Origin of the sequence: Micromonospora sp. CA-248212 (assembly GCF_050948405.1) — a bacterium.
Lineage (GTDB): Bacteria > Actinomycetota > Actinomycetes > Mycobacteriales > Micromonosporaceae > Micromonospora.
The window spans coordinates 6,949,845-6,971,523 of record NZ_CP192023.1 but is presented as its reverse complement, the minus strand read 5'-3'; the positions used below and the strand labels follow the sequence as shown (position 1 = coordinate 6,971,523).

Sequence of the window (21,679 nt, the reverse complement as noted above, 5' to 3'; positions counted from 1 at the left end):
TTACATCTCAGCGGCGGGCGCGGTTGACGGCGCTGGTGACCGCCTTGATCGAGGCCGTCACGATGTTGGCATCGGTGCCGACACCCCAGACCGTCCGACCGTCCACCTCACACTCCACGTACGCGGCGGCCTGCGCGTCACCGCCGGAGGACAGCGCGTGCTCGTGGTAGTCGAGCACCCGGACGCCCACGCCGACCGCCTGGAGCGCGTTGACGTACGCGTCGATGGGGCCGTTGCCGATCGCGGTGAGCGACCGCCGCTCGCCACCGACACCGACCTGGGCCTCGATCTCGACCTTGCCGTCGGCGGTGCCGATCGTGTAGCCGGTGAACCGGACCGCCGGATCCGGCTGGTGGTCGAGCAGGTAGTGCGTCGCGAAGATCTCCCACATGGCGGCCGGGTCGACCTCGCCGCCGTCGTGGTCGGTGACCTGCTGCACGACGCCGGAGAACTCGATCTGGAGCCGGCGCGGCAGGTCGAGCTGGTGCTCGCTCTTCATGATGTACGCGACGCCGCCCTTGCCGGACTGCGAGTTGACCCGGATGACCGCCTCGTAGGTGCGGCCCAGGTCCTTCGGGTCGATGGGCAGGTACGGGACCGCCCAGGTGTGCTCGTCGACCGGTACACCGGCGGCCTTCGCGTCGGCGGCCAGGGCCTCGAAGCCCTTCTTGATGGCGTCCTGGTGGGAGCCGGAGAACGCCGTGTAGACCAGGTCACCCGCGTACGGGTGGCGCTCGTGCACCGGCAGTTGGTTGCAGTACTCGACCGCCCGGCGGATCTCGTCGATGTGCGAGAAGTCGATCATCGGGTCGATGCCCTGGGAGAAGAGGTTGAGCCCCAGCGTCACCAGGTCCACGTTGCCGGTGCGCTCGCCGTTGCCGAACAGGCAGCCCTCGATGCGGTCCGCGCCCGCCAGCAGGCCCAGCTCGGCGGCGGCCACACCGGTGCCCCGGTCGTTGTGCGGGTGCAGGCTCAGCACGACGCTGTCGCGGCGCGGCAGGTGCCGGTGCATCCACTCGATCGAGTCCGCGTACACGTTCGGGGTGGCCATCTCGACGGTGGCCGGCAGGTTGATGATCAGCGGGCGGTCGGGCGTCGGGTCGATCACGTCGATGACCTTGCTGCAGACCTCCAGCGCGTACTCCAGCTCGGTGCCCGTGTACGACTCCGGCGAGTACTCGTAGAAGATCTCGGTGTCCGGGGTGTGGATCTCCGCGTACTTCTGGCAGAGCCGCGCGCCAGTGGTGGCGATGTCGGCGATGCCGTCGCGGTCCAGACCGAAGACCACCCGCCGCTGGAGCGTGGAGGTCGAGTTGTAGAAGTGCACGATGGCCCGCTTCGCGCCGCGCAGCGACTCGAAGGTCCGTTCGATCAGGTGCTCCCGGCACTGGGTGAGCACCTGGATGGTGACGTCGTCCGGGATCATGTCCTGCTCGATGAGCTGCCGGACGAAGTCGAAGTCGGTCTGGCTGGCCGACGGGAAGCCGACCTCGATCTCCTTGTAGCCCATCTGCACCAGCAGCTGGAACATCCGCCGCTTGCGCTCGGGCGACATCGGGTCGATCAGCGCCTGGTTGCCGTCGCGCAGGTCCACCGCGCACCAGCGCGGCGCGGCGTCGACGGTGCGGGTGGGCCAGCTGCGGTCCGGCAGGTCGACCCGGAACTGCTCCCGGTACGGCTGGTAGCGGTGGTACGGCATCCGGCTGGGGCGTTGCCGGGCGATCGGATCGGTCTCGGCGTCGGTGACAGGTTGAGCCATCTCGGAGTGCTCCCTGGGAACATGTGGCGTCAGCAGATCGGAAGGTGTCGGCGGATTGCCGGGCGGCGGTGCGCGGCGGTGCCGAGAGGAAACTCAGATGTGCTGGACGGCGCGATGCGACTCCGCGACGAGGTGCCGGCCGGTCAGGCCTCGTCGCGGCGGCTAAGAAGAAGAAGCGCCCGCCACATGACCAGGTCACCCTACGTGATGGAACGGGGGGTGCAAAGGCTGGTCCGGACTATGGGATCGATGTCATGGTCGGCTCCGGGGCCTGGGAACCCAGCCTGGGCGTCCGTTCGGTCCAGGTCACGGCGGGCACGATCGCCACTGCGAGCAGCACGAAGATCGCTGCCGTCGGTAACCAACCCCACCCGCCGGTGCTGACCGCGAGCGCGGTCAACCCGGCCGGGGCGATCAGGTACTGCACCTGCTCGCCGAGCCGCAGCGCCCCCACGTACGCGCCGCGTTGGTCGGTTGGCGGCAGGGTGGCGGTGAACCCCCAGGCGCCCGCCGACTGGATCAGCTCGGCCAGGATCAGCAGGATCGCGGCGGCCACCAGCACCACGACGGTGAGCAGCCCCCGGGTGATCCCGGAGATCGGCAGGACCAGGCAGGAGACGGCGATCAGCAGACCCCCACGACGGGAGGCCCGCGCCGCGCCGCCAGCGGTGTCGGCGCCCCGGCTGACGCGTACCTGGAGCAGCACGATCAGGAGCGTGTTGAGCAGAACCAGGGCGGCGATCACCGTCTTCGGGGCGTCGGTGTGGGTGAGGATCCAGAGCGGCAGCACGGTCAGATAGAGCACCCCGTGCGCGGTGAGCAGCCCGGACAGCAGGGACACCGCCATGAACGGCCGGTCCCGCAGCACCGCCAGCCGACCCATCGGCTCGGTCGGGCGGGCCACCGGCGGCAGCTTGGGCAGTCGCCGCACGAACAGGGCCGTGACCAGGAAGACCGCCGAGATGAACCAGACCATCCCCCGGTACGCCTCGATCGTGTCCACCGCCAGCACCAGGCCGCTGATCACCGCGCCCAGCCCGAAACCCACGTTCAACGACGACCGCTGGTACGCCATCGCGGTGACCCGTTCGGCCGGCGGGAGCGCGTTGATTGAGTAGACCTGGCGGGCCACGCCGGTCGACGCGTCCACCATTGCCAGCGCCACCACCACGGCGAGAAAGCTCGCGAAGCCGCCCACGAACGGGTACGACGCGAAGAGCGCCGCGTCCAGCACCAGCCCGACCACCCAGACCCGCTGCGGCCCGAACCGGTCGGTGAGCCCGCCCAGCGGCACCGTGCCGAGTAGCGACACCCCCGCCGAGATGGACAGGCCCAGGCCGACCTGGGCGGCGCTGAGCCCCAGCGCGCGGGTGAAGAAGACGGCGCTGCCGGCGTGGAACAGGCCGCTGCCGACGGCGTAGACCATGGCCTGCACGGCCAACGCGCGGGTCAACCCGGCCGGCGGTACGACGTTCACGACGGCGGTACGAATGCTCTCTCTGGCCCCCATGGGCGGGAAGTGAACCGGGTGCCCACAACGGCGGTCGAGCCTTTTAGGCTGAACCGAATCCTGCTCCCGGGGGAGGGCGTGTGTCCGAGCTGCGGTTCAGTCTGGCCGACGTGGCGGGCGTGCGGCTCGCCGTGTCGCCGGCCAACGAGACGGTCATGAGCATGTGGGCGCTGGCCAGCCCGGTCCGCTATGCGGTGCACCTGCCCTGGATCGACCGTGCTCGGGTGACCCTGCGTCGTCCCGAGGTCGCCGCCCGGGTCCGACCCCTGACGGAGCTGACCTGGCGCGGTTGCCCGTTGCCCGACTTCATCACCCCGGCCGCCCGGCCGAACGTGGAGGTGGCCGACCAGCTCGACCAGATCGCCGCGACGCCGCCGGCCGTGGTCGTCCAGGACCTGCTGTCGACCATCGGGCGACGACCGCTGAGCTCGTTCGGGCAGGCGCTGCTCGCCGACCCCCGCGGGCTGTTGCCGCAGCTCGTCGACGCGATGCGGGTCTGGTACGACGAGGCGATCGCCCCGGACTGGTCGCGGATGCGGGCGCTGCTCGACGCCGACGTGGCGTACCGCGCCGCCCAGCTCGCCGAGAGCGGCGCCGGTCGGTTCTTCGAGCAGCTCCACCCGAGCCTGCGTTGGCTCGGCGACCGGGTGGTCAGCGACGACCCGTTCGAGCGCGACTTCGACCTGCGGGACCGGGGGTTGGCGCTGAACCCGACGGTGTTCTCCGAGCGGCGGGTGCTGTGGAACCTGCTGGAGGACTCGCTGCCGGCGGCCGCGTATCCGGTCCGGGCGGTCGGGACGCTCTGGGAGACGGCCGCGCCGCCGCCCGGCGACCCGTTGGCCCGGGTGGTCGGCTCCGGCCGGGCCGCGCTGCTGTACCTGCTCGACACCGCGTCCACCACCACCGACCTGGCCCGACGTACCGGGATGTCCGCCGGGAACGTCTCGGCGCACCTGACCGCGCTGCACGCCGCCGGCCTGGTCGACCGCGCTCGACAGGGTCGGCACGTCCTCTACCGCAACACCGACGCGGCTGCGGTGCTGCTCCGCGCCAGTCGGGGCGGCTGACGTCAGGGTCGGCCCGCCTCGGCTCGGCCGCCCTCCGGGAACAGCGCTAGGCGAGCAACAGATCGACGACCGGGCGGCGGTGCCGCAGGCCGGTCTCGCTGGCGCGCAGCTCCGCCGGCAGGGCGAACGGGTCGCCGAGTCGCCCGACGGCGGCGACCACCAGCGGTCGGATGCCGCCGGGCAGGTCGAGTTCGGTGGCGAGGCCGGCCCGGTCGAACCGGGTGAGCTGGCGTACGTGCAGGCCCAGGGCGGTGGCCTGCAGAGTCAGGTGGGCGATCGCCTGACCGAGGTCGTACGCGGCCCGCTCGGTGTCGCCGCCGGTGTGCGCGCCGACGACCAGGGTCGCGGCGTGCCGGGCCCAGCACTGGTCGCCGTCCGGGAGGTTGATCAGGATGCGCTTGAAGTTGTCGTCGTCCCGGTGCCCGAGGGCGAACCGCCAGGGCTGCCCGTTGTCCGTCGACGGTGCCCACCGCGCGGCCTCCAGCAGCGATGCCGCCTCCTGCGGCGTCAGGGTGGCGCTCGGGTCGAAGGCCCTGGGGCTCCAGCGGAAGGCGAGGAGAGGGGTCAGGTCAGCCATGCCGGCAATCGTCCCGTATGGGCGTTTAGCGGCGGAAAGTGGGCTGCGGAGATGTGGGCAAGAGCACCCGTAACGGTACGAAGATCAGGACGTTCCCGCGCTCGGGCTGACTGACGGATCGGGAGTCGGCGGGGCCGCGGTGTCCAACGGTTCCGCGTCGACGACCGGCCCCGCCAACTGCACGGTGGCGGGTGCCGCGCCCGGCGGGGCGGCCAGTCGCAGCGTTCCGGCATCGGTCCGGGCACCGGTCGGCGTGCCGTCCGGGTCGTAGCAGTAGATGCCGACGTCCAGCGGCGCGTTCAGCGAGGCCGAGGTGGAGTCGACCGAGTAGCAGGCACCGGTCAGGCCGTTCGGCGTGGTGGCAGCGGCCACCGCGAGCGGCGCGCGTCGGTCCGTCAACACGTCCAACCAGTCGGTGAGCGGATGCTGGATCCGGGGATCCAACCGGCGTGGGATGGCGTCGTCGCGGTCGCCGAGGCGTACGCAGCGCGCCGGCTCCGGGTGGCCCGTCGAGGGCAGGGCGCACTGGAACAGCCCGTCGGAGGTGGCGGCGAGCGAGACGTCGGCGGTGCCGCCGAGCGCCCCACCCGGCACGTCGACCCGCCAACTGCCGTCGTTCGCGCTGGTGAACACGATGGTGCGGTCGGGCTGACCACTCCGGCTGAACACGTACCGCGCCACCAGGTGGCGATCCTGGGCGGCGGCGGCCAGGGCGGCCAACTCGTCACGGGTGCCCTCCACCTGGACCGGGCCGGGATCGGCCGGCGGTGGAGGCGGGGGCTGGGCGCTGTCGCAGGCGACCAGGGCTACCGGCAGAGCGAGCACGAGCGGTCCGAGCACGCGGCCGGCCGGGCGGAGGAGGACGGGCACCGGCCCATTCTGGTGGGTGCGGGGCACCTGCGGGCAACGGCGCACAGTGGCCGCCTCCCGGCGTGTCGGAGCAGTTTGTCCGCGTACCCCTGGCCTCTTGCGGACCTGGCCAAGCGCGTCGGCCGGACGGCCGCGCGGGCCGGATGGTGGGATCACCCGACCCGCCGCCGTGACCCGCCGGATACGCTCAGGGGGTCTGACACGCGCCGCCGGCCCCGGTTCCGGCGGCGTCGGCACGCTCAGGGTCGCTGGGAGGGAGTGCACCGTCGTGGCACTCGTGGTGCAGAAGTACGGCGGGTCCTCCGTCGCCAACGCCGAGCGGATCAAGCGGGTGGCGGAGCGCATCGTCGCCGCCCGCAAGGCCGGCGACGACGTCGTGGTGGTGGTCTCCGCGATGGGGGACACCACCGACGAGCTGCTCGACCTGGCCAACCAGGTCAGCCCGCTGCCGCCGGGCCGCGAGCTGGACATGCTGCTCACCGCCGGGGAGCGGATCTCCATGGCCCTGCTGGCCATGGCCATCCACAACCTGGGGTACGAGGCCCGCTCGTTCACCGGCTCGCAGGCCGGCGTGATCACCACCTCGGTGCACGGCCGCGCCCGGATCATCGACGTCACGCCGGGGCGGCTCAAGGGCGCGCTCGACGAGGGCTCGGTGGTCATCGTGGCCGGCTTCCAGGGCGTCTCGCAAGACACCAAGGACGTCACCACGCTGGGCCGGGGCGGTTCGGACACCACCGCCGTGGCGCTCGCCGCCGCCCTGCACGCCGACGTCTGCGAGATCTACACCGACGTGGACGGCGTCTTCACCGCCGACCCGCGGATCGTGCCCAACGCCCGGCACATCCGGGACATCACCTACGAGGAGATGTTGGAGCTGGCCGCGTGCGGCGCGAAGGTGCTGCACCTGCGTAGCGTGGAATACGCCCGCCGGGCGGGGTTGCCGATCCACGTCCGTTCGTCATACTCGACCAACACCGGCACGATGGTCACCGGATCGATGGAGGACCTTTCCGTGGAGCAGGCACTGATCACCGGGGTCGCGCACGACCGCAGCGAGGCCAAGATCACGATCGTCGGCGTACCCGACGAGCCGGGTGCCGCCGCGCGGATCTTCGACACCGTCGCCGACGCCGAGATCAACATCGACATGATCGTGCAGAACGTCTCCACCGAGGGCACCGGCCGTACGGACATCTCGTTCACCCTGCCCAAGGCCGACGGTCCGACCGCGATGGCCGCCCTCAGCAAGATCCAGGAGCCGGTCAAGTTCAAGGGCCTGCTCTACGACGACCACGTCGGCAAGGTCTCGCTGATCGGCGCCGGCATGCGCTCGCACCCCGGCGTGGCCGCCGGTTTCTTCGCCGCGCTCGGCGCCGCCGGGGTCAACATCGAGATGATCTCCACTTCCGAGATCCGGGTCTCCGTGGTCTGCCGGGACACCGACCTCGACGCCGCCGTCCGCGCCATCCACGACCAGTTCGAGCTGGGTGGCGACACCGAAGCCGTGGTCTACGCCGGGACGGGTAGGTAGCGCCGATGACGGCGCTGCCCACCCTCGCCGTGGTCGGAGCGACAGGTGCCGTCGGCACCGTGATGTGCGAGCTGCTCACCGGGCGTCGCAACGTCTGGGGCGAGATCCGACTCCTCGCCTCCGAGCGGTCGGTCGGCAAGCGGGTGCGCTGCCGGGGCGAGGAGATGGTCGTCCAGGCGCTGACCCCGGAGGCGTTCGACGGGGTCCACGTGGCGATGTTCGACGTGCCCGACGAGGTCTCCGCCGAATGGGCCCCGATCGCGGTCGAGCGAGGCGCGATCGCGGTGGACAACTCCGGCGCGTTCCGGATGGACCGGGACGTCCCGCTGGTCGTCCCGGAGATCAACCCCGAACAGGTCCGCAACCGGCCCCGGGGCATCATCGCCAACGCCAACTGCACCACCCTCGCGATGATCATCGCGATCGCGCCGCTGCACCGCGAGTACGGCCTGCGGGAGCTGGTGCTCGCCTCCTACCAGGCGGTCTCCGGGGCCGGCCAGGCCGGTGTGGACATCCTGCACGACCAGCTCGCCAAGGTCGCCGGCGATCGGGCGCTCGGCTCACGCACCGGCGACGTCCGCCAGGCGGTCGGCGACGACCTCGGCCCGTTCCCGGCGCCGCTGGCGCTCAACGTGGTGCCCTGGGCGGGCTCGTCGGCCGACGGCGGCTGGTCCTCGGAGGAGATGAAGATCCGCAACGAGTCGCGGAAGATCCTCGGCCTGCCCGATCTCAAGGTCAGCTCCACCTGCGTCCGGGTGCCGGTGGTCACCGCCCACTCGGTGGCCGTACACGCCGTCTTCGCCACCGAGGTCGACGCCGAGGGTGCCCGCGAGGCGCTGCGCAACGCGCCCGGCGTGATCGTGGTCGACGACCCCGCAGCGGGCGAGTTCCCGATGCCGATCGACGCGGTCGGCACCGACCCGAGCTGGGTCGGCCGGATCCGCCGTGCCCTGGACGACCCCCGCGCCCTCGACTTCTTCGTCACCGGCGACAACCTCCGCAAGGGCGCAGCCCTCAACACCGCCCAGATAGCCGAACTCCTAGCCAAAGAACTCCGCACCCCCTAACCCCCGCGCTCCGCGCTGCCCCGGCCCCGCGCTCCCCGCCGCGTCGATCTTGCACTTTCTGTCGCCGCATAAGGCGTGAAGGTGACAGAACGGCAACCGAGAGTGCAAGATCGACGCACTCCAGCGGGGCCTGGGGGTGGGGGTTAGGCCGCCGCTAGGTGGACTCCGTCTCGGCCTTGGCGTTTCACCGCGTAGAGGGCCTGGTCGGCTCTTTTCAGGGTGCGGTCGGGGGTTTCGCCGGGGCGGGGGAGCGCGACGCCCACACTGATCGTGCGGCCGGTACGGCGGGCCGCCTCGGCCAACCGCTCGGCGATCCGGACCGCCTCCTCCGGGCGACTCACCTCGATCACCGCGACGAACTCGTCACCGCCGATCCGGTACAGCTCGTCGCCGTGCCGCAGCGCGCCCTCCAGCGCCCGCGCCAACCCGACCAGCACCTGGTCGCCGGCCTGGTGCCCGTACGTGTCGTTGACCGTCTTGAAGCCGTCCACGTCGATCGCCAGCAGGGCCGTACGCCCCGGGGTGGCCGCCGCGATCCGTTGCCCGAACGGGCCGGTGTGCCGCAGCCCGGTGAGCGGGTCGGAGCTGGCCTGCTCCCGCAGTCGGACGAGCGTACGCAGGCGGTCCAGGCTGGTCCAGGCCTGCCCGGCGAGCAGCTCCATGAGGCTGACCGTGGTGGGGTCCGGGTGCAGGGCGCGGCCGTCGGCGACCAGCAGCACTCCGTCGGCGTCCGCCGGCCCGACCGGCACGGCGACAAGCGTGCGTACCCCCGCCCGGGTCAGCGGTCGATAGTCCTCGGTCGGGGGATGCCCGGCCTCGCCCAGCGTGTATCCGGCGCCGTAGCGGTGTGCCCGTTCGACGATCCGGTCCAGGGCGGCCGGGCCCGCGCCGGCCAGCTCGGCACGGATCCGGGTCTCCAGTTCACCCGGGGTCGCCGGGGACGGGCCGAGCTGGCCGCCGATCACCAGCACCGCGGTGGAGAGGGTGGACACCTCCCGGGCGGCCTCGGTCGCCGCGCTGATCACGGCCGCCTCGGTGGGGGCGGCGGACAGCGCTGCGGCGTGCCGGAGCAGCTTCTCGCTGCGGCTCTCGGACGGCGGGCCGCCCAGCGTGGCGATCCGCGCGCCGAGCCGGGCCGCCAGCCGCTGCGCGGTCTCCCGCCAGGGCCGCAGGTCGACCGGGTCACTCCACTGCAGGTCCAGTACGCCGATCACCCGGCCGCCCGGGTCGCGTACCGGAACGCACAGCTCGGTCGTGACGTCGGGGCGTACCGGTAGGTAGTCCGGGTCGACGGTGACGTCCGGGACCGCGGCGGCGGTGCCGGTGGCGTACACCCGGCCGACGATCCCGGTGCGCGCCGGTACGGTCGCGAAGACCTGCCACGCGCCGGTCGCCGCCACGCACCGCAGCCGGTCGTGGGCCTCGAGCAGCACCGAGATGGTGGCCGGGGTGTGGTGGGACAGTGCGCTGACCGTCCACCGACAGGCTTCCGGCGCGCTGGACGCCATCGACAGGCGGACGCTGACGTCACGGATGACTCGCTGATGATCCACTCGCACGTCGTTCCAGGTAGGGGAGGGGCTGGAGCAAGCGTACTCACGTTTTCCGGAAGGGCTTCCGGCTTCGTACACATGTGCTATCCACAGGCTGTGGACGGGCCTGTGGGTAAGGTGCCGGGCGATAGCGTGGGGGTCCCGACGTCCTGGAGGCGAGCCGATGCTCATCGCGCACATCAGCGACCCGCACCTGACCACCGGTCTGCTCGCCGCCGAGCCCGCCGCCGGGCTGCACCGGGCGCTCGGCCGCGTGCTCGCCCTGAACCCGCGACCGGACTGCGTGGTCATCACCGGCGACCTGGCCGACCACGGCCGACCCGACGAGTACGCGGCGCTGCGGGAGTTGATCGGGCGGTTCCCACTGCCGATCTACCTGACCACCGGCAACCACGACGACCGCGAGTCGCTGCTCGACGCGTTCGGCGGCACGCCCTGGCTCGGGAACGGGTTCTCCGCGTACTACCACGTCGACCACGAGGCGGTGACCATCGTGGTGCTCGACTCGCTCGTCCCCGGCAGCGACGCCGGCCAGCTCGGCGAGGAGCAGCTCGGCTGGCTCGACGGGGTCCTCGCGGGCCGTCCGGAGGTGCCCGCCATCCTCTGCCTGCACCACCCGCCGGTCGCGGTCGGCATCCCCGCGGCCGACGCCATCCGGCTCGCCGACGGGCCCGCGCTGGCCGAGGTGATCGGCCGGCACCGGCACGTCGTGCGGGTCGCCGCCGGGCACCTGCACCGCACGGTCACCACCGGGTACGCGGGCATCGTGCTCACCGTGGCGCCCAGCACCTGGAAGCAGAGCACCCTCACCATGGCCACGGACGAGGTGATCGGCTGGGTCGCCGAGCCGAGCGCCTTCCTGCTGCACCGGATCGAGCCGGACGGCTGCGTGACGCACACCGTCCAGGTCAGCCACTCGGCCGGGCAGACCTGCGGCTTCTGAGGTCGCCGCCATGCCCGTCTGGTACGTCGCGTACGGGTCGAACATGCACGCCGCCAGGCTGGCCTGGTACATCGGCGGCGGCTGTCCACCCGGCGGCCGACGGACGTACCCGGGTTGCCGCGACACCCGTCCTCCGAGCCGGTCGGCGCCGGTCTGGATGCCCGGCGGGATCTACTTCGCCGGTGAGTCCGGCGCGTGGACCGGCGGCATGGCGTTCTACGACCCGCGGCTGCCGGGCGAGGCTGCCGCGCGGGCCTACCTGGTGACCATCGACCAGTTCACCGACATCGCCGCGCAGGAGATGTACCGCCCGCCGGGCGACACCGCCGACCTGCTCCCGGCGACCGGCGCGGCCATCGACGCGGCCGTCGCCCACGGCCAGGCGACGCTCGGTCCGGGGCGCTACGAAACCCTCGTCTGCCCCGGTCGGCGTGCCGGCATCCCGATGCTCACCTTCACCGCGCCCGAACCGGCGTCCGCCGTGCCGCACCGGCCACCGGCACCCGCCTACCTGCGGATGATCGCCCAAGGGCTGCACGAGTCACACGGTTGGCCGGCTGAGCGGATCGTCGACTACCTGGCGCGGCGACCCGGGGTCGTCGACGGCTGGCGGCCCGAGGCGGTCGCCACAGTGGTCGCCGAAGCGCTCACCGCGGTCGGCTGATCCCGTCCCCTCTGGACCTTCGACCGACGTTGTTCCGCCACCGGTCATCGATTGTTCGACACGTGGGCCTGGTCCGACGATGGGCATTTCCGCAGCTCTCACGCTCAGCCCGACGCGTCGGTCGCGATCCGTCGCTCGACTCGACCGGCCGGCGTCCGGATGAGAGGCTGTCCGGGCGGGAGGCGATTCCCAACCGTGACCGACCCTCTCCGACGGTGTCGGTCGGCGGCCCGGTCGACCCACCGGCCGGGTACCGCACGCGTCGATTCTCACGAGGAGTTCCATGTCCGTACCCGGGATGCGTCGGGCCGCTGTCGGCCTGACCGCGCTCGCGGTGGCAGCGCTCGGCGCGGTCGCCACCACCCCCGAGCAGGCCGACGCGCGACCGAAGCCGGTCGACGTCACCCTGCTGGCCCTCAACGACTTCCACGGCAACCTCGAACCCCCGAGCGGCTCCAGCGGCACCATCGCCGGACAGACCGCGGGCGGCGTCGAATACCTCGCGACCCACCTGGCCGACCTGCGCGCCGCCGCGAAGAAGAAGAACACCATCACCGTCGCCGCCGGCGACCTGATCGGCGCGTCGCCGCTGCTCTCCGCCGCGTTCCACGACGAGCCGACCATCGAGGCGCTGAGCATGGCCGGTCTGGACTACGCCAGCGTCGGCAACCACGAGTTCGACGAGGGCGCCGCCGAGCTGCTGCGTATCCAGAACGGTGGCTGCCACCCGGTGGACGGCTGCGCCGACGGCACGCCGTACCGGGGTGCCGGCTTCACGTACCTCTCCGCCAACGCCTTCAAGACCGCCACCGGCAAGCCGCTCATGGCGCCGTACGCGATCCACAAGGTGCAGGGCGTCAAGGTCGGCTTCATCGGGATGACCCTGGAGGGCACCCCGCAGATCGTCAGCCAGCAGGGCGTCGCCGGCCTCACCTTCGCCGACGAGGCGGAGACCGCCAACCGGTACGCCCGTGAGCTGCGCCGTAAGGGCGTTCAGACCATCGTCGTGCTCCTGCACGAGGGGGGCGCCCAGGCGGCGACCGGTGGCATCAACGACTGCGTCGGCATGACCGGGCCCATCGTGGACATCGCCAACCGGATGGATCCGTCGATCGACGTGGTGGTCAGCGGTCACACCCACCAGGCGTACAACTGCAACATCAACGGCAAGCTGGTCACCAGCGCCAGCTCCTTCGGCCGCCTCGTCACCGACATCGACCTCAAGATCGACCGGCGCAGCGGTGACGTGATCTCCGCCGCCGCGAACAACGTGGTCGTCACCCGGGACGTCGCCAAGGACCCGAAGCAGACCGCCCTGATCGACCGCTACAAGACCGTGCTCGGCCCGGTCGCGGACCGCCAGGTCGGCGAGACCACCGAAGCCATCACCAAGACCCAGGAAACCCTCTTCGGTACGACCCTGGGCGAATCCCCGCTGGGTAACCTGGTCGCCGACGCGCAGCTCGCCGCCACCGACGACGAACAGAACGCGGTGGCCGCCTTCATGAACCCCGGTGGTGTCCGGGCCGACCTCAACGCCGGGCCGGTCACCTACGAGGAGGCGTTCACGGTGCAGCCGTTCGCCAACAACCTGGTGACCCTCGACCTGACCGGGGCGCAGCTCTACTGCGTACTGGAGCAGCAGTTCGTCACCGGTCGGACGCTGTACCCGTCGTCGACCGTCGGCTACGTGGTCGACCCGGCCGGCGCCACCGGCACCGCGGCCGACCCGTGCGCCGGCACCCGTGTGGTCCGGGGCAGCCTCACCATCGGCGGCACCGCCGTCGACCCGGCCGCCACCTACCGGGTGACGGTGAACAACTTCCTGGCCGGCGGCGGCGACGGCTTCAGCGCCCTCACCGGCGGCACCAACCAGGTCACCGGCCTGATTGACCTGGACGCGCTGGTGGCGTACCTGACCGCGCAGTCGCCGGTCTCCGCCCCGGCGCTCGACCGAATCCGCACCACCGCCGAGGTCCCCGCCGCCTGACGGCCGACCCCGCGACATCGGGCCCCGGAGCGGACGCTCCGGGGCCCGACCCGTCCCCGGCGGCCCCGCGCTGCCTGTGCGGCCCCGCGCTGCCTGTGCCGCAAGATCACGCTCGATCATGGAGGTAGTGGCCTGCGAGTGCCGGGATGCCACTACATCCAGGATCGAGCACGATCAAGCGCGGAGTGCGACCAAGATCCGCGCACTATCGGGGATGTTGCCGTCTCCGACGCGGCGGAGGCAGCAGCATCGGTGAAGCTGCGGGGGCGGCCGAAGGGGTCTCACCGGGCGCGGGGACTCCGGGTTGCTCGCCGGGTCGGGGGGTGCTTGCGGAGGCGAGCGGCGCGGCCCGCCGGGCGAGGAGGCCCGGGGCGCCCACGGGTGCGGGTCAGGCGGAGGCGGGTGCCGGGATGGGCGTGGGCGGAACGATCGTCACGCGGCCGTCCTGCTCGACGGTGAGCAGCCGGCGTAGCGAGAGCGCGATGAGTGAAGCGGCCAGGCAGCCGCCGACGACGACCGCCACCCAGACCATGCCGTTCGCCGCGCCGATGAGCGGGCCGGCGGTCACCGGACCGATCACCCCGCTGATGCCGAAGATCATCGAACTCATGGCGTTGTACCTGCCGCGCAGTTCGTCAGTTGCCAGGGCGTTGGTGAGCGCCGGCATCACCGGCGACAGCAGCGTCTCGCCGAAACCGAAGATCGCCGAACAGGCCACCACGCACAGGGCGGCCACCAGGGCGTTGCCGGTGCTGACGACGCCGGCGACACCGAGGACCAGCCAGGCGGCGGCGAACACCGCCCCGACCACGGCGAGCGCGCCGGTGCGGCTGCGGCCCTCGATCCGGCGGATGACCAGCAGTTGGGCGAGCACGATCGTCACCGTGTTGCCCGCGAGCGCCCAGGCGACGACGCGGGGGTTCACCTCGGCGACCCGTATGGCGTACGCGGCGAATCCGACCTCGACCTGGGCGTACCCGCAGGTGGTGAGGACCAGGCCGAAGATCACGAGCCGGCGGAACGGGCGGTCCCGCAGCACCGTCAGGTAGCCCCCGCTCGACGGCCCGGCGTCGGTCGAGCGTTGACCGAGTCGGTGGCCGACGCCCGGCAGGGTCAGCAGGATCAGGGCCGGCATCAGATAGCTGACCGCGTCCAGCAGATAGATCGTCTGGAAGGTGTCGGGTCGCGCCGTGTCGACGATCGCCCCGGAGGTCATCCCGCCGATGCCGATGCCGAGGTTGAGCAGCGCGAAGTTCAGCCCGAAGACGCGTTGCCGTTCGCCGTCGTCGGTGAGCGACGCGAGGATCGTGTTCCCGCCGGACCAGATCGCCGAGCTGCCGATGGCGATCACCGTCATCACGAGCAGCGCCGAGCCGGTCGAGTGGACCAGCGCCAGCGAACCGGTGCCGATCGCCTCGATCACCAGGCACGGCACCACCACCCGGCGCGCCCCGATCCGGTCGATCAGCGTCCCGCCCAGCGGTGACAGCGCCAGGGTGACGACGCCGTACCAGCCGATCACCAGTCCGGCGCGGGTGTCGGTGAGCCCCCGCACGTCGGTCAGGTAGATGAACAGGAACGGCAGGGTCAGGCCACGCCCGATCGCCGACAGCAGGGTGCCGAGGAGCATACGGCGGGCTTCTGGACGGCGAGGCAGGGCGCGGCGCAACATGTCCGGCATTCTGTTCGGTGGGTGTGACGCACGCGAACCGTTTTGGACCAACGTCGCGCTGCCCCGGCGCGGCGTGACCAATGCCACGACGTCCGCCGGTGTCGGCCCGGTCTGCGATGCTGGCCCGATGACCGGCACCTGGCGACACCTGCCCGCGTCCGCCCGCGCCATCGCGGTGACCGCCACGGCAGCCGTCGCCGCCGCCCAGGCCCGCGACGACCAGGCGTACGACGAGACGGTGGACGACCTGGCGGCCGACGAGCGGTCCGGGCTGGTGCTCGGCACGGTGGTCCGGCTCCTGCTGGAGGAGAGCCACCCGGACGGCTTGGACGGCGACGACATCCGCCAGGTTCTGGCACGCTGCGTGCAGGACGCGGCGCGCTGGCGTTCGGATGTGGACCCGCACGTGGTGCTCGTACTGTTGGCTGGCGCGTTGGGGGTGTACGACCCCGAGGGCGACGACTCGCCTCCCGGCGCGTCCGCCCTGGCGCGGCATGCTCCGCTGCTCGTGGCCGATCTGTTGGCGGTGACGGGTGCGCCGCTGGCCGACTACCTGGCCGCCGCGTTCAGCGAGATCGAGCGCACTGAGCGACACGACTGACGGTGTCCGTCTCCCGACTCGGGGTGCTGTCGGTCACGGTGCTGGCCGTACGCTCCGGCCGTCTGACGACCACAGTTTCCGTCAGGGGTGGGCGTGCGACCTCGACAGAACCGATCTCCGATCTCGTGGCGGGCGGCCAGCCCAACGGTCCGGTTGCTCGCGCTCGTGTCCTGGGCTGTCGGCGTGGTGGTGCTGGCCGCGGGATGGCTCGGGGATCGGGAGGGCTTCTGGTCCGACCGGCCGTTCCTGACGAACGTCGCCTCGTCGCTGGCGACCGCCGCACTCGGGTTGCCGATCGCGCTGGTCGTGATCCAACAGTTGGTCGCCGGTGAGGAGTCGTACCGGCAGGAGTGGTTGGCCAGCGAGGAGCTGATCGAGGCCGTACGGGAGGCCCGTGGGTACGCCGAGGCGCTCACCGCCACCGCACCGGCGGCGGGCCCTGCCGTGCAGGGCATGCACGACGTCAATCTCCAACACGTGATCCTCGGGGCTCAGATGCTGCCGCTCGTGCCCGATCACGCGACGGCGCTGGCCGGGCAGTTGCAACTGCTCGCCGCCACGTGGCCGCTCTACTCGGTGGTCCTCGGGCACCTGCCGGCAACCGTGTCCGGCCTGCGGGACGCTTGGGCGACGGCCGGGACCGCCCTGACCGCTCTGCCGGCCGCGCGGAGGCCAGGGCTGGCCGACCAGATGTTGACCGAGACACACGAACTGGTCGATCGGACGGCCGCCGCCTTCGACCAACTCACATTGGGCGACCTCGACATGGCCTTCCTGCACCGCCTTGTCCGGGAACTGACGCGGGACCGGCCGATTCAGAAGTCCCGGGTGCTGCGGGACGTGCAAAAGCTCGCCCAACTCGGTCCGCCATTGGCGTCCGCGCAGTCGGCGGCAGCGGAACTGGCCGAACGACTGCGGGGTATCGAGGCGTTGATACGTCGATAGTCGCGGCCTGACGACATACGCAGAGGGCACATCCGATCGATCGGATGTGCCCTCTTACCTCTGGTCGGGGTGGCCGGATTCGAACCGACGACCTCTTCGTCCCGAACGAAGCGCGCTACCAAGCTGCGCCACACCCCGAGGCGTGCCGACAAATAGTAGCCCACCCGCTCCGATGGTCAAACTCGGTACCCCCGCCGCCCCAGCCCGGTCACGAGGGTGATCGACACGCCTTCTTTGAAAGCGCGGTGTCCGGTCCGGGCGGATGGGCCGGTTTGCGGGAAGTCGAGTCGATCAAGCCTAGCGGGGGATCAGGGTCAGGATGCTCGCCTCCGGTGGGCAGGCGAAGCGGACCGGGGCCGTCGGGTGGGTGCCGAGGCCGGCGGAGACGTGCAGCCACGAGTCCGAGCCCGGCCATCGGTGCAGACCGCGCGCCATCGAGCGGGGCAGGCCGCAGTTGGTGACCAGCGCCCCGTACCCCGGGACGCAGACCTGCCCGCCGTGGGTGTGCCCGGCCAACAGGAGGCCGAAGCCGTCGGCGGCCATCTGGTCGAGCACCCGCGGCTCGGGGGAGTGCGTCACGGCGATGGACAGATCGGCGGAGGACGCCACCCGACCCGACACGGCCGGGTAGTCGTCCCGGTCGATGTGCGGGTCGTCGACGCCGACGAGGTCCAGCTCGCGACCGCCGGCCTTGAGGCTCGTCCGGGCGTTGTTCAGGTCTGCCCAGCCGGCGCCGGTGAAGACCTGGCGTAGCTCCTCGTAGGGCAACTCGACGCCCTCGGTGTACTCCCGCTCGGGCAGGAAGTAGCTGAAGGGGTTCTTCAGCACCGGACCGGTGTAGTCGTTGGAGCCGAACACGAACGCCCCCGGATAGTCCAGCAGCGGTTGTAGCGCCCGCAGCACGCCCGGCACCGCCCCGGGGTGCGCCATGTTGTCGCCGGTCACCACCACCAGGTCGGGGTCCAGGGCGGCCAGCGACGCCACCCAGCGCTGTTTGCGGGCCTGGTTGGGCATCATGTGCAGATCCGACAGGTGCAGCACGCGCAGCGGCTCCGCGTCGGCCGGGAGCATCGGCACGTCGTACCGCCGCAGGGTGAACAGGTTGCGCTCGACGAGCGACGCGTACGCGAGGGTGGTCGCTCCAACCGCTGCGGTTCCGGCGGCGAGGCGGAATAGTGTGCGCTTTCGCATGGCGTTCAGGGTAGTTTGACCGTCCATGAGCACGCTGAAGGACCGCCTCACCGCCGACATGCGTTCCGCGCTCAAGGCGCGCGACGAGCTGACGACCTCCACGCTGCGGATGGCCCTGGCCGCCGTCGGCACCGCCGAGGTGGCCGGCAAGGCCAAGCGCGAGCTCACCGACGACGAGGTGCTCGCGGTGTTGACCAAGGAGGCCAAGAAGCGCCGGGAGGCGGCCACCGCCTTCGCCGACGCGGGCCGCACCGAGCAGGCCGCCAAGGAGACCGCCGAGGGCGAGGTGCTGGACCGCTACCTGCCCAAGCAGCTCTCGGATGCCGAGCTGACCGACCTGGTCGCGGGGGCGCTCGCCGCGGGCGGCTTCACCGGGAAGGCCCAGATGGGCCCGGCCATGAAGGCGGCCCAGGCCGCGGTGGCCGGCCAGGCCGAGGGGGGTCGGGTGGCCGCCGAGGTACGGCGACAGCTCGGCCTCTGATCCGCCACGCGGCTCCGGTTCGACCCAACGCAACGGGCGGGCACCCCCGAGAGAGGGTGCCCGCCCGTTCGCAGGTGTCGCCGGGCCTCAGCCGCCCGGACGGTTACCGGGGCGGCCGGGCGGGTTGCCGGGCTGCCCGGGCTTGTTGCTGTCCGGCGGAGTGCCGCCGGCGCCGGTGCTGATCTGGATGGTGACCACGCCGCCCTTGATGGTGCGCCCGTCCGGACTGGTGCCGGCGGCGGTGCCCGCCGGGCAGGACGACGCCACCTTCGTTTCGGACACGACCGGCTCGAAGCCGGCGCCCTTGATCCGGGACTTCGCGGTGTCGACCGGCTGGCACTTCACGTCGGGGATGCTGCGCTGGTCACCCTCGGAGATCTTCTGGCCCGGGGGTTCGAAGTTGATGCGCGGCTTGCCCTTCATGGCGTCCCGCAGCGTCTCGTACACCGGCGGGTTGATGCCGTCCTTCTCGGAGTGCTTCATCTTGACGTTCGTCTGCGGCCAGTCCGGGTCGGCCATGATGCCGGCCACCGCGTACTGCTTGGTCATCGCGACCAGCGCGGCCGTCTTCTCCGAGTCGGTGGTGCCGGACTTGCCGGCCACCGGCGCGTCGACGATGCCCTTCACCGCGGCGGCCGTACGGCTGCTGCCGCACTTGCTGGTCTTGGAGTTGTCGCCGACCGGGCAGCGGGCGGCGTCGACGGCGGCGCGGGCCACCTCGGTGCTGAACCGCTTCTCACAGCGCGGGTTGGCGATGTCCAGCTTCTTGCCCTCCGGGTCGCGGATCTCCTGCACCGGGATCGGCTCGCAGTACTTGCCGTCCGCCGCGAGGGTCGCGTACGCGTTGGCCAGGTCCAGCGGCGTGGTGGAGGAGACGCCCAGGGTGAATGCGCCCCACTGGTGGGCCGCGTCCTTGGTGGCGGCGAACTTGGCGTCGTTGCTGGCCCGGAACTGGATGCCGGCCCGCTTGGCGACGTCGACCACGTTCTCCGCGCCGACCTGCTGCTGCAGCGGCACGAAGTACGTGTTGACCGACTGGGCGAACGCGGTCCACATGTTCTGCACGCCACCGGCCTTTTTGCCGGAGTTGGTCGGGCAGTAGAAGTGGGTGCCGGGGCAGGCCGCTTCGCTGCTGCTGTCGATGATGTATTCCGACTTGAACTGCTGCGGCGCGTTCATCGAGTAGCTGAGCGGGACGCCCTTCTCCAGGGCCGCCACGATCGTGAAGATCTTGAACGTCGAGCCGGCCTGGTAGCCGGCGATGCCGTCACCGCCGGTGAGCAGCGGGTTGACCGTCGCCGGGTAGTTGCCCTTGATGCCCCGCTTGCTCTTCGCCGGATCGCTGGAGATCTTGTTCTTCGGGTGCTTCGGGTCGTCCAGCTTGAACTGCCGGTTGACCGCGAGCGCCCGCACCCGGCCGGTGCCCGGCTCGACCACGGCGACCATGGCGGCTTCCTTGCTGTTCTCGCTCTTGGACTTGCGGACCGCCTTGTCCGCGCCCTTCTGCGCCTGCACGTCGATCGACGTCACGACGGTGTAGCCGCCGCTCTTGAGCCGGCGCTCACGGTCGTACGGCGTCGAGCCGAACGTCGGCTGCTGCATCCACCAGCGGTAGAAGTAGTCGCAGAAGAAGCCCCAGCTGTTGACGTTGGTGGCGACGCAGCCGTTCGGGGTGCGCTTGTCCTGGACCTTCAGCTTGACCGCCTTGGCGGCGTCGGCCTCCTGCTGGGTGATGGCCTTGGTGTCGACCATGTTCTGGATGACGTAGTTACGACGGTCCAGCGCCAGCGGGTAACCGCTCTTGGTGGTCGGGTCGTTCGTCGTCGGGGCCTTGACCATGCCGGCCAGCAGCGCCGCTTCCTCGATCTTCAGCTTGCTCGGCGGCTTGCCGAAGTAGACCTGGCTGGCCGCGTAGATGCCGTACGCGCCATTGCCGAACGAGGCGAGGTTGAGGTAGCGGGTCAGGATCTCGTCCTTGGAGAACTCCTTGTCGACCTGCAGGGCGAGGCGCATCTCGCGGAGCTTGCGGGCGCTGGTGTCCTCGGTCGCCGCCACCACGTCGGCCGGGTGGGTGGCCGAGTAGGCGATCGCCAGCCGGACGTACTGCATGGTCAGCGTCGAGGCGCCCTGGCGGCCGGCGCTCTCGTTCTGGTTGTTGACGAACGCGCGGGCGACACCGTTGATGTCGACGCCGTTGTGCTTGTAGAAGTCGTGGTCCTCGGCCGCGATGATGGCCTTGATCATGTACGGCGAGATGTCGGCGTGCTTCACGTCGCGGCGGTTCTCGTCATACATCGTCGCAAGCGGTGTCTTGCCGTCCGAGGCCAACAGATAGCTGATCTGTGGCGCGCGGGCCACCGTCAGCTCCGTTGGCAGGTTGCCGAATGTCTCAGCGCCGGCCTTCGCGGCCAGTCCGGACATCGCCACCGCGGGGAAGGCCGCCGCAGCGACCACCACGCCGGCCAACAGGCCGCAGATGGCCAGCGATGCGGCGTTGGTCAGCACATTGTGGTCACGTTTCCGCATCCAGGTCACCTCGGCATGGTACGCGAGTAGGGAACGAGGGGCGCCTGGGCGTCTTTCCCCATTTCCTGCGCGCGCTGCCCTCGTTGTGCTAAACGCATGACCCCCGGTACGAGGTTGCGTGTGATCGGCGTGAGTCTCCTCCGTTTGGTGAAGGCGGCGCAGCGTTTTCGTGGACCTCGGCGGGGTAACCGGCGGTCGAGAGCCCGGGAAGCCGGGAGTGTCCGGAATGATGGATTTCGCCGACAACGTTGCGTAATCAGTCGACTACAGAGCATGATGATGGCGGCGACAGCGCCACATGTCGTCCGCGCCGCCTTGGGGAAGGTGAGCCGGGCGATCGGGGGGAAATTGCCGGCTGCCGTGCAACGAGGTCGGTAGGTACTGCAAGGGGGGACGAGTACACATGGGCATGATCACTGACTGGCCGTCGCTGGCGGCGTGTCAGAACGGGGACCCGGACGCGTTGTTCGTACAGGGCGCCGAACAGAACGTGGCCAAGCGGATCTGCCGAAGCTGCCCAGTTCGGTACGAGTGCCTGGCCGACGCGCTGGACAACCGGATCGAGTTCGGTGTGTGGGGCGGTATGACCGAACGGGAACGCCGAGCGTTGCTGCGTCGTCACCCGCAGGTGACGAGCTGGCGCAAGATGTTCGAGGCAGCGATGAAGAAGAACAGCAAGGACCAGGCCGGCAAGGACAAGATCCTGGTCACCGCGGCAACCTGACGCCG

General features: G+C 71.1%; 18 protein-coding genes and 1 tRNA gene. 10 read left to right on the top strand and 9 right to left on the bottom strand.

Annotated elements, in window-relative coordinates:
* Positions 1-7: 7 nt before the first annotated feature.
* Complete coding sequence (leuA, locus tag ACQP03_RS32800) at positions 8-1,759, bottom strand: 2-isopropylmalate synthase (protein WP_357132889.1); 1,752 nt, start codon at positions 1,757-1,759, stop codon at positions 8-10.
* A gap of 238 nt (positions 1,760-1,997) precedes the next feature.
* A complete protein-coding gene (locus tag ACQP03_RS32795; protein ID WP_357132887.1) occupies positions 1,998-3,269 on the bottom strand; it encodes an MFS transporter in 1,272 nt (423 codons plus the stop codon).
* Positions 3,270-3,349: 80 nt separating this feature from the next.
* Between ACQP03_RS32795 and ACQP03_RS32790 the strand changes: the two genes are divergently transcribed.
* Positions 3,350-4,336, top strand: a complete 987-nt coding sequence (locus tag ACQP03_RS32790) for an ArsR/SmtB family transcription factor (RefSeq protein WP_357132885.1) — start codon at positions 3,350-3,352, stop codon at positions 4,334-4,336.
* Positions 4,337-4,382: 46 nt separating this feature from the next.
* On the opposite strand, the gene ACQP03_RS32785 is transcribed toward ACQP03_RS32790, so the two are convergent.
* Both ACQP03_RS32785 and ACQP03_RS32780 read right to left on the bottom strand, forming a co-directional pair.
* Positions 4,383-4,913: a nitroreductase family protein gene (locus ACQP03_RS32785; RefSeq protein WP_357132883.1), complete on the bottom strand. Its 531-nt coding sequence runs from the start codon at positions 4,911-4,913 to the stop codon at positions 4,383-4,385.
* Positions 4,914-4,997: 84 nt separating this feature from the next.
* Positions 4,998-5,783: a hypothetical protein gene (locus ACQP03_RS32780; protein WP_357132881.1), complete on the bottom strand. Its 786-nt coding sequence runs from the start codon at positions 5,781-5,783 to the stop codon at positions 4,998-5,000.
* Positions 5,784-6,051: 268 nt separating this feature from the next.
* Between ACQP03_RS32780 and ACQP03_RS32775 the strand changes: the two genes are divergently transcribed.
* Together ACQP03_RS32775 and ACQP03_RS32770 are read left to right on the top strand one after the other, a co-directional pair.
* The gene (locus ACQP03_RS32775) at positions 6,052-7,317 is read left to right on the top strand and encodes an aspartate kinase (RefSeq protein ID WP_357132879.1); all 1,266 of its coding nucleotides are present in this window, start codon (positions 6,052-6,054) and stop codon (positions 7,315-7,317) included.
* Positions 7,318-7,322: 5 nt separating this feature from the next.
* Complete coding sequence (locus ACQP03_RS32770; RefSeq protein WP_357132877.1) at positions 7,323-8,384, top strand: aspartate-semialdehyde dehydrogenase; 1,062 nt, start codon at positions 7,323-7,325, stop codon at positions 8,382-8,384.
* Between the two features lie 143 nt (positions 8,385-8,527).
* Here ACQP03_RS32770 and ACQP03_RS32765 read toward each other — a convergent pair whose 3' ends face one another.
* Positions 8,528-9,937 carry a diguanylate cyclase gene (locus ACQP03_RS32765; RefSeq protein ID WP_396832488.1) on the bottom strand — a complete coding sequence of 470 codons (1,410 nt, stop codon included), beginning with the start codon at positions 9,935-9,937 and terminating at the stop codon, positions 8,528-8,530.
* A gap of 163 nt (positions 9,938-10,100) precedes the next feature.
* Here ACQP03_RS32765 and ACQP03_RS32760 point away from each other — a divergent pair, with 163 nt between their 5' ends.
* The 3 genes from ACQP03_RS32760 (at position 10,101) to ACQP03_RS32750 (ending at position 13,534) form a co-directional block, all read left to right on the top strand.
* Positions 10,101-10,880, top strand: coding sequence for a phosphodiesterase (locus ACQP03_RS32760; RefSeq protein WP_357392902.1), 780 nt, complete (start codon positions 10,101-10,103; stop codon positions 10,878-10,880).
* Positions 10,881-10,890: 10 nt separating this feature from the next.
* Positions 10,891-11,544, top strand: coding sequence for a histone deacetylase (locus ACQP03_RS32755; protein WP_357172679.1), 654 nt, complete (start codon positions 10,891-10,893; stop codon positions 11,542-11,544).
* A gap of 283 nt (positions 11,545-11,827) precedes the next feature.
* Complete coding sequence (locus ACQP03_RS32750; RefSeq protein ID WP_357132869.1) at positions 11,828-13,534, top strand: bifunctional metallophosphatase/5'-nucleotidase; 1,707 nt, start codon at positions 11,828-11,830, stop codon at positions 13,532-13,534.
* Between the two features lie 388 nt (positions 13,535-13,922).
* On the opposite strand, the gene ACQP03_RS32745 is transcribed toward ACQP03_RS32750, so the two are convergent.
* Complete coding sequence (locus ACQP03_RS32745; RefSeq protein WP_357132867.1) at positions 13,923-15,206, bottom strand: MFS transporter; 1,284 nt, start codon at positions 15,204-15,206, stop codon at positions 13,923-13,925.
* A 127-nt stretch (positions 15,207-15,333) separates the two neighbouring features.
* On the opposite strand from ACQP03_RS32745, the gene ACQP03_RS32740 reads away from it, so the two are divergent.
* Positions 15,334-15,807 (top strand): hypothetical protein, encoded by a 474-nt coding sequence (locus ACQP03_RS32740; protein ID WP_357132865.1) that lies wholly within the window; start codon positions 15,334-15,336, stop codon positions 15,805-15,807.
* A 93-nt stretch (positions 15,808-15,900) separates the two neighbouring features.
* On the top strand, positions 15,901-16,752 hold the full coding sequence (locus ACQP03_RS32735) for a hypothetical protein (protein ID WP_357132863.1): 852 nt from the start codon (positions 15,901-15,903) through the stop codon (positions 16,750-16,752).
* A 61-nt stretch (positions 16,753-16,813) separates the two neighbouring features.
* Here ACQP03_RS32735 and ACQP03_RS32730 read toward each other — a convergent pair.
* Both ACQP03_RS32730 and ACQP03_RS32725 read right to left on the bottom strand, forming a co-directional pair.
* Positions 16,814-16,890: transfer RNA gene (locus ACQP03_RS32730), tRNA-Pro, on the bottom strand.
* A gap of 159 nt (positions 16,891-17,049) precedes the next feature.
* A complete protein-coding gene (locus ACQP03_RS32725; protein ID WP_357132861.1) occupies positions 17,050-17,943 on the bottom strand; it encodes a metallophosphoesterase in 894 nt (297 codons plus the stop codon).
* Between the two features lie 25 nt (positions 17,944-17,968).
* Here ACQP03_RS32725 and ACQP03_RS32720 point away from each other — a divergent pair, with 25 nt between their 5' ends.
* Complete coding sequence (locus ACQP03_RS32720) at positions 17,969-18,424, top strand: GatB/YqeY domain-containing protein (protein WP_355052539.1); 456 nt, start codon at positions 17,969-17,971, stop codon at positions 18,422-18,424.
* A gap of 87 nt (positions 18,425-18,511) precedes the next feature.
* Here the strand turns inward: ACQP03_RS32720 and ACQP03_RS32715 are convergent, their stop codons facing one another.
* Positions 18,512-20,950, bottom strand: coding sequence for a penicillin-binding protein (locus tag ACQP03_RS32715; protein ID WP_357132859.1), 2,439 nt, complete (start codon positions 20,948-20,950; stop codon positions 18,512-18,514).
* 403 nt (positions 20,951-21,353) lie between these two features.
* Between ACQP03_RS32715 and ACQP03_RS32710 the strand changes: the two genes are divergently transcribed.
* Entirely contained in the window at positions 21,354-21,674 is a 321-nt protein-coding gene (locus ACQP03_RS32710) for a WhiB family transcriptional regulator (protein WP_355052537.1), read from the top strand.
* The last annotated feature ends 5 nt before the right edge of the window (positions 21,675-21,679 follow it).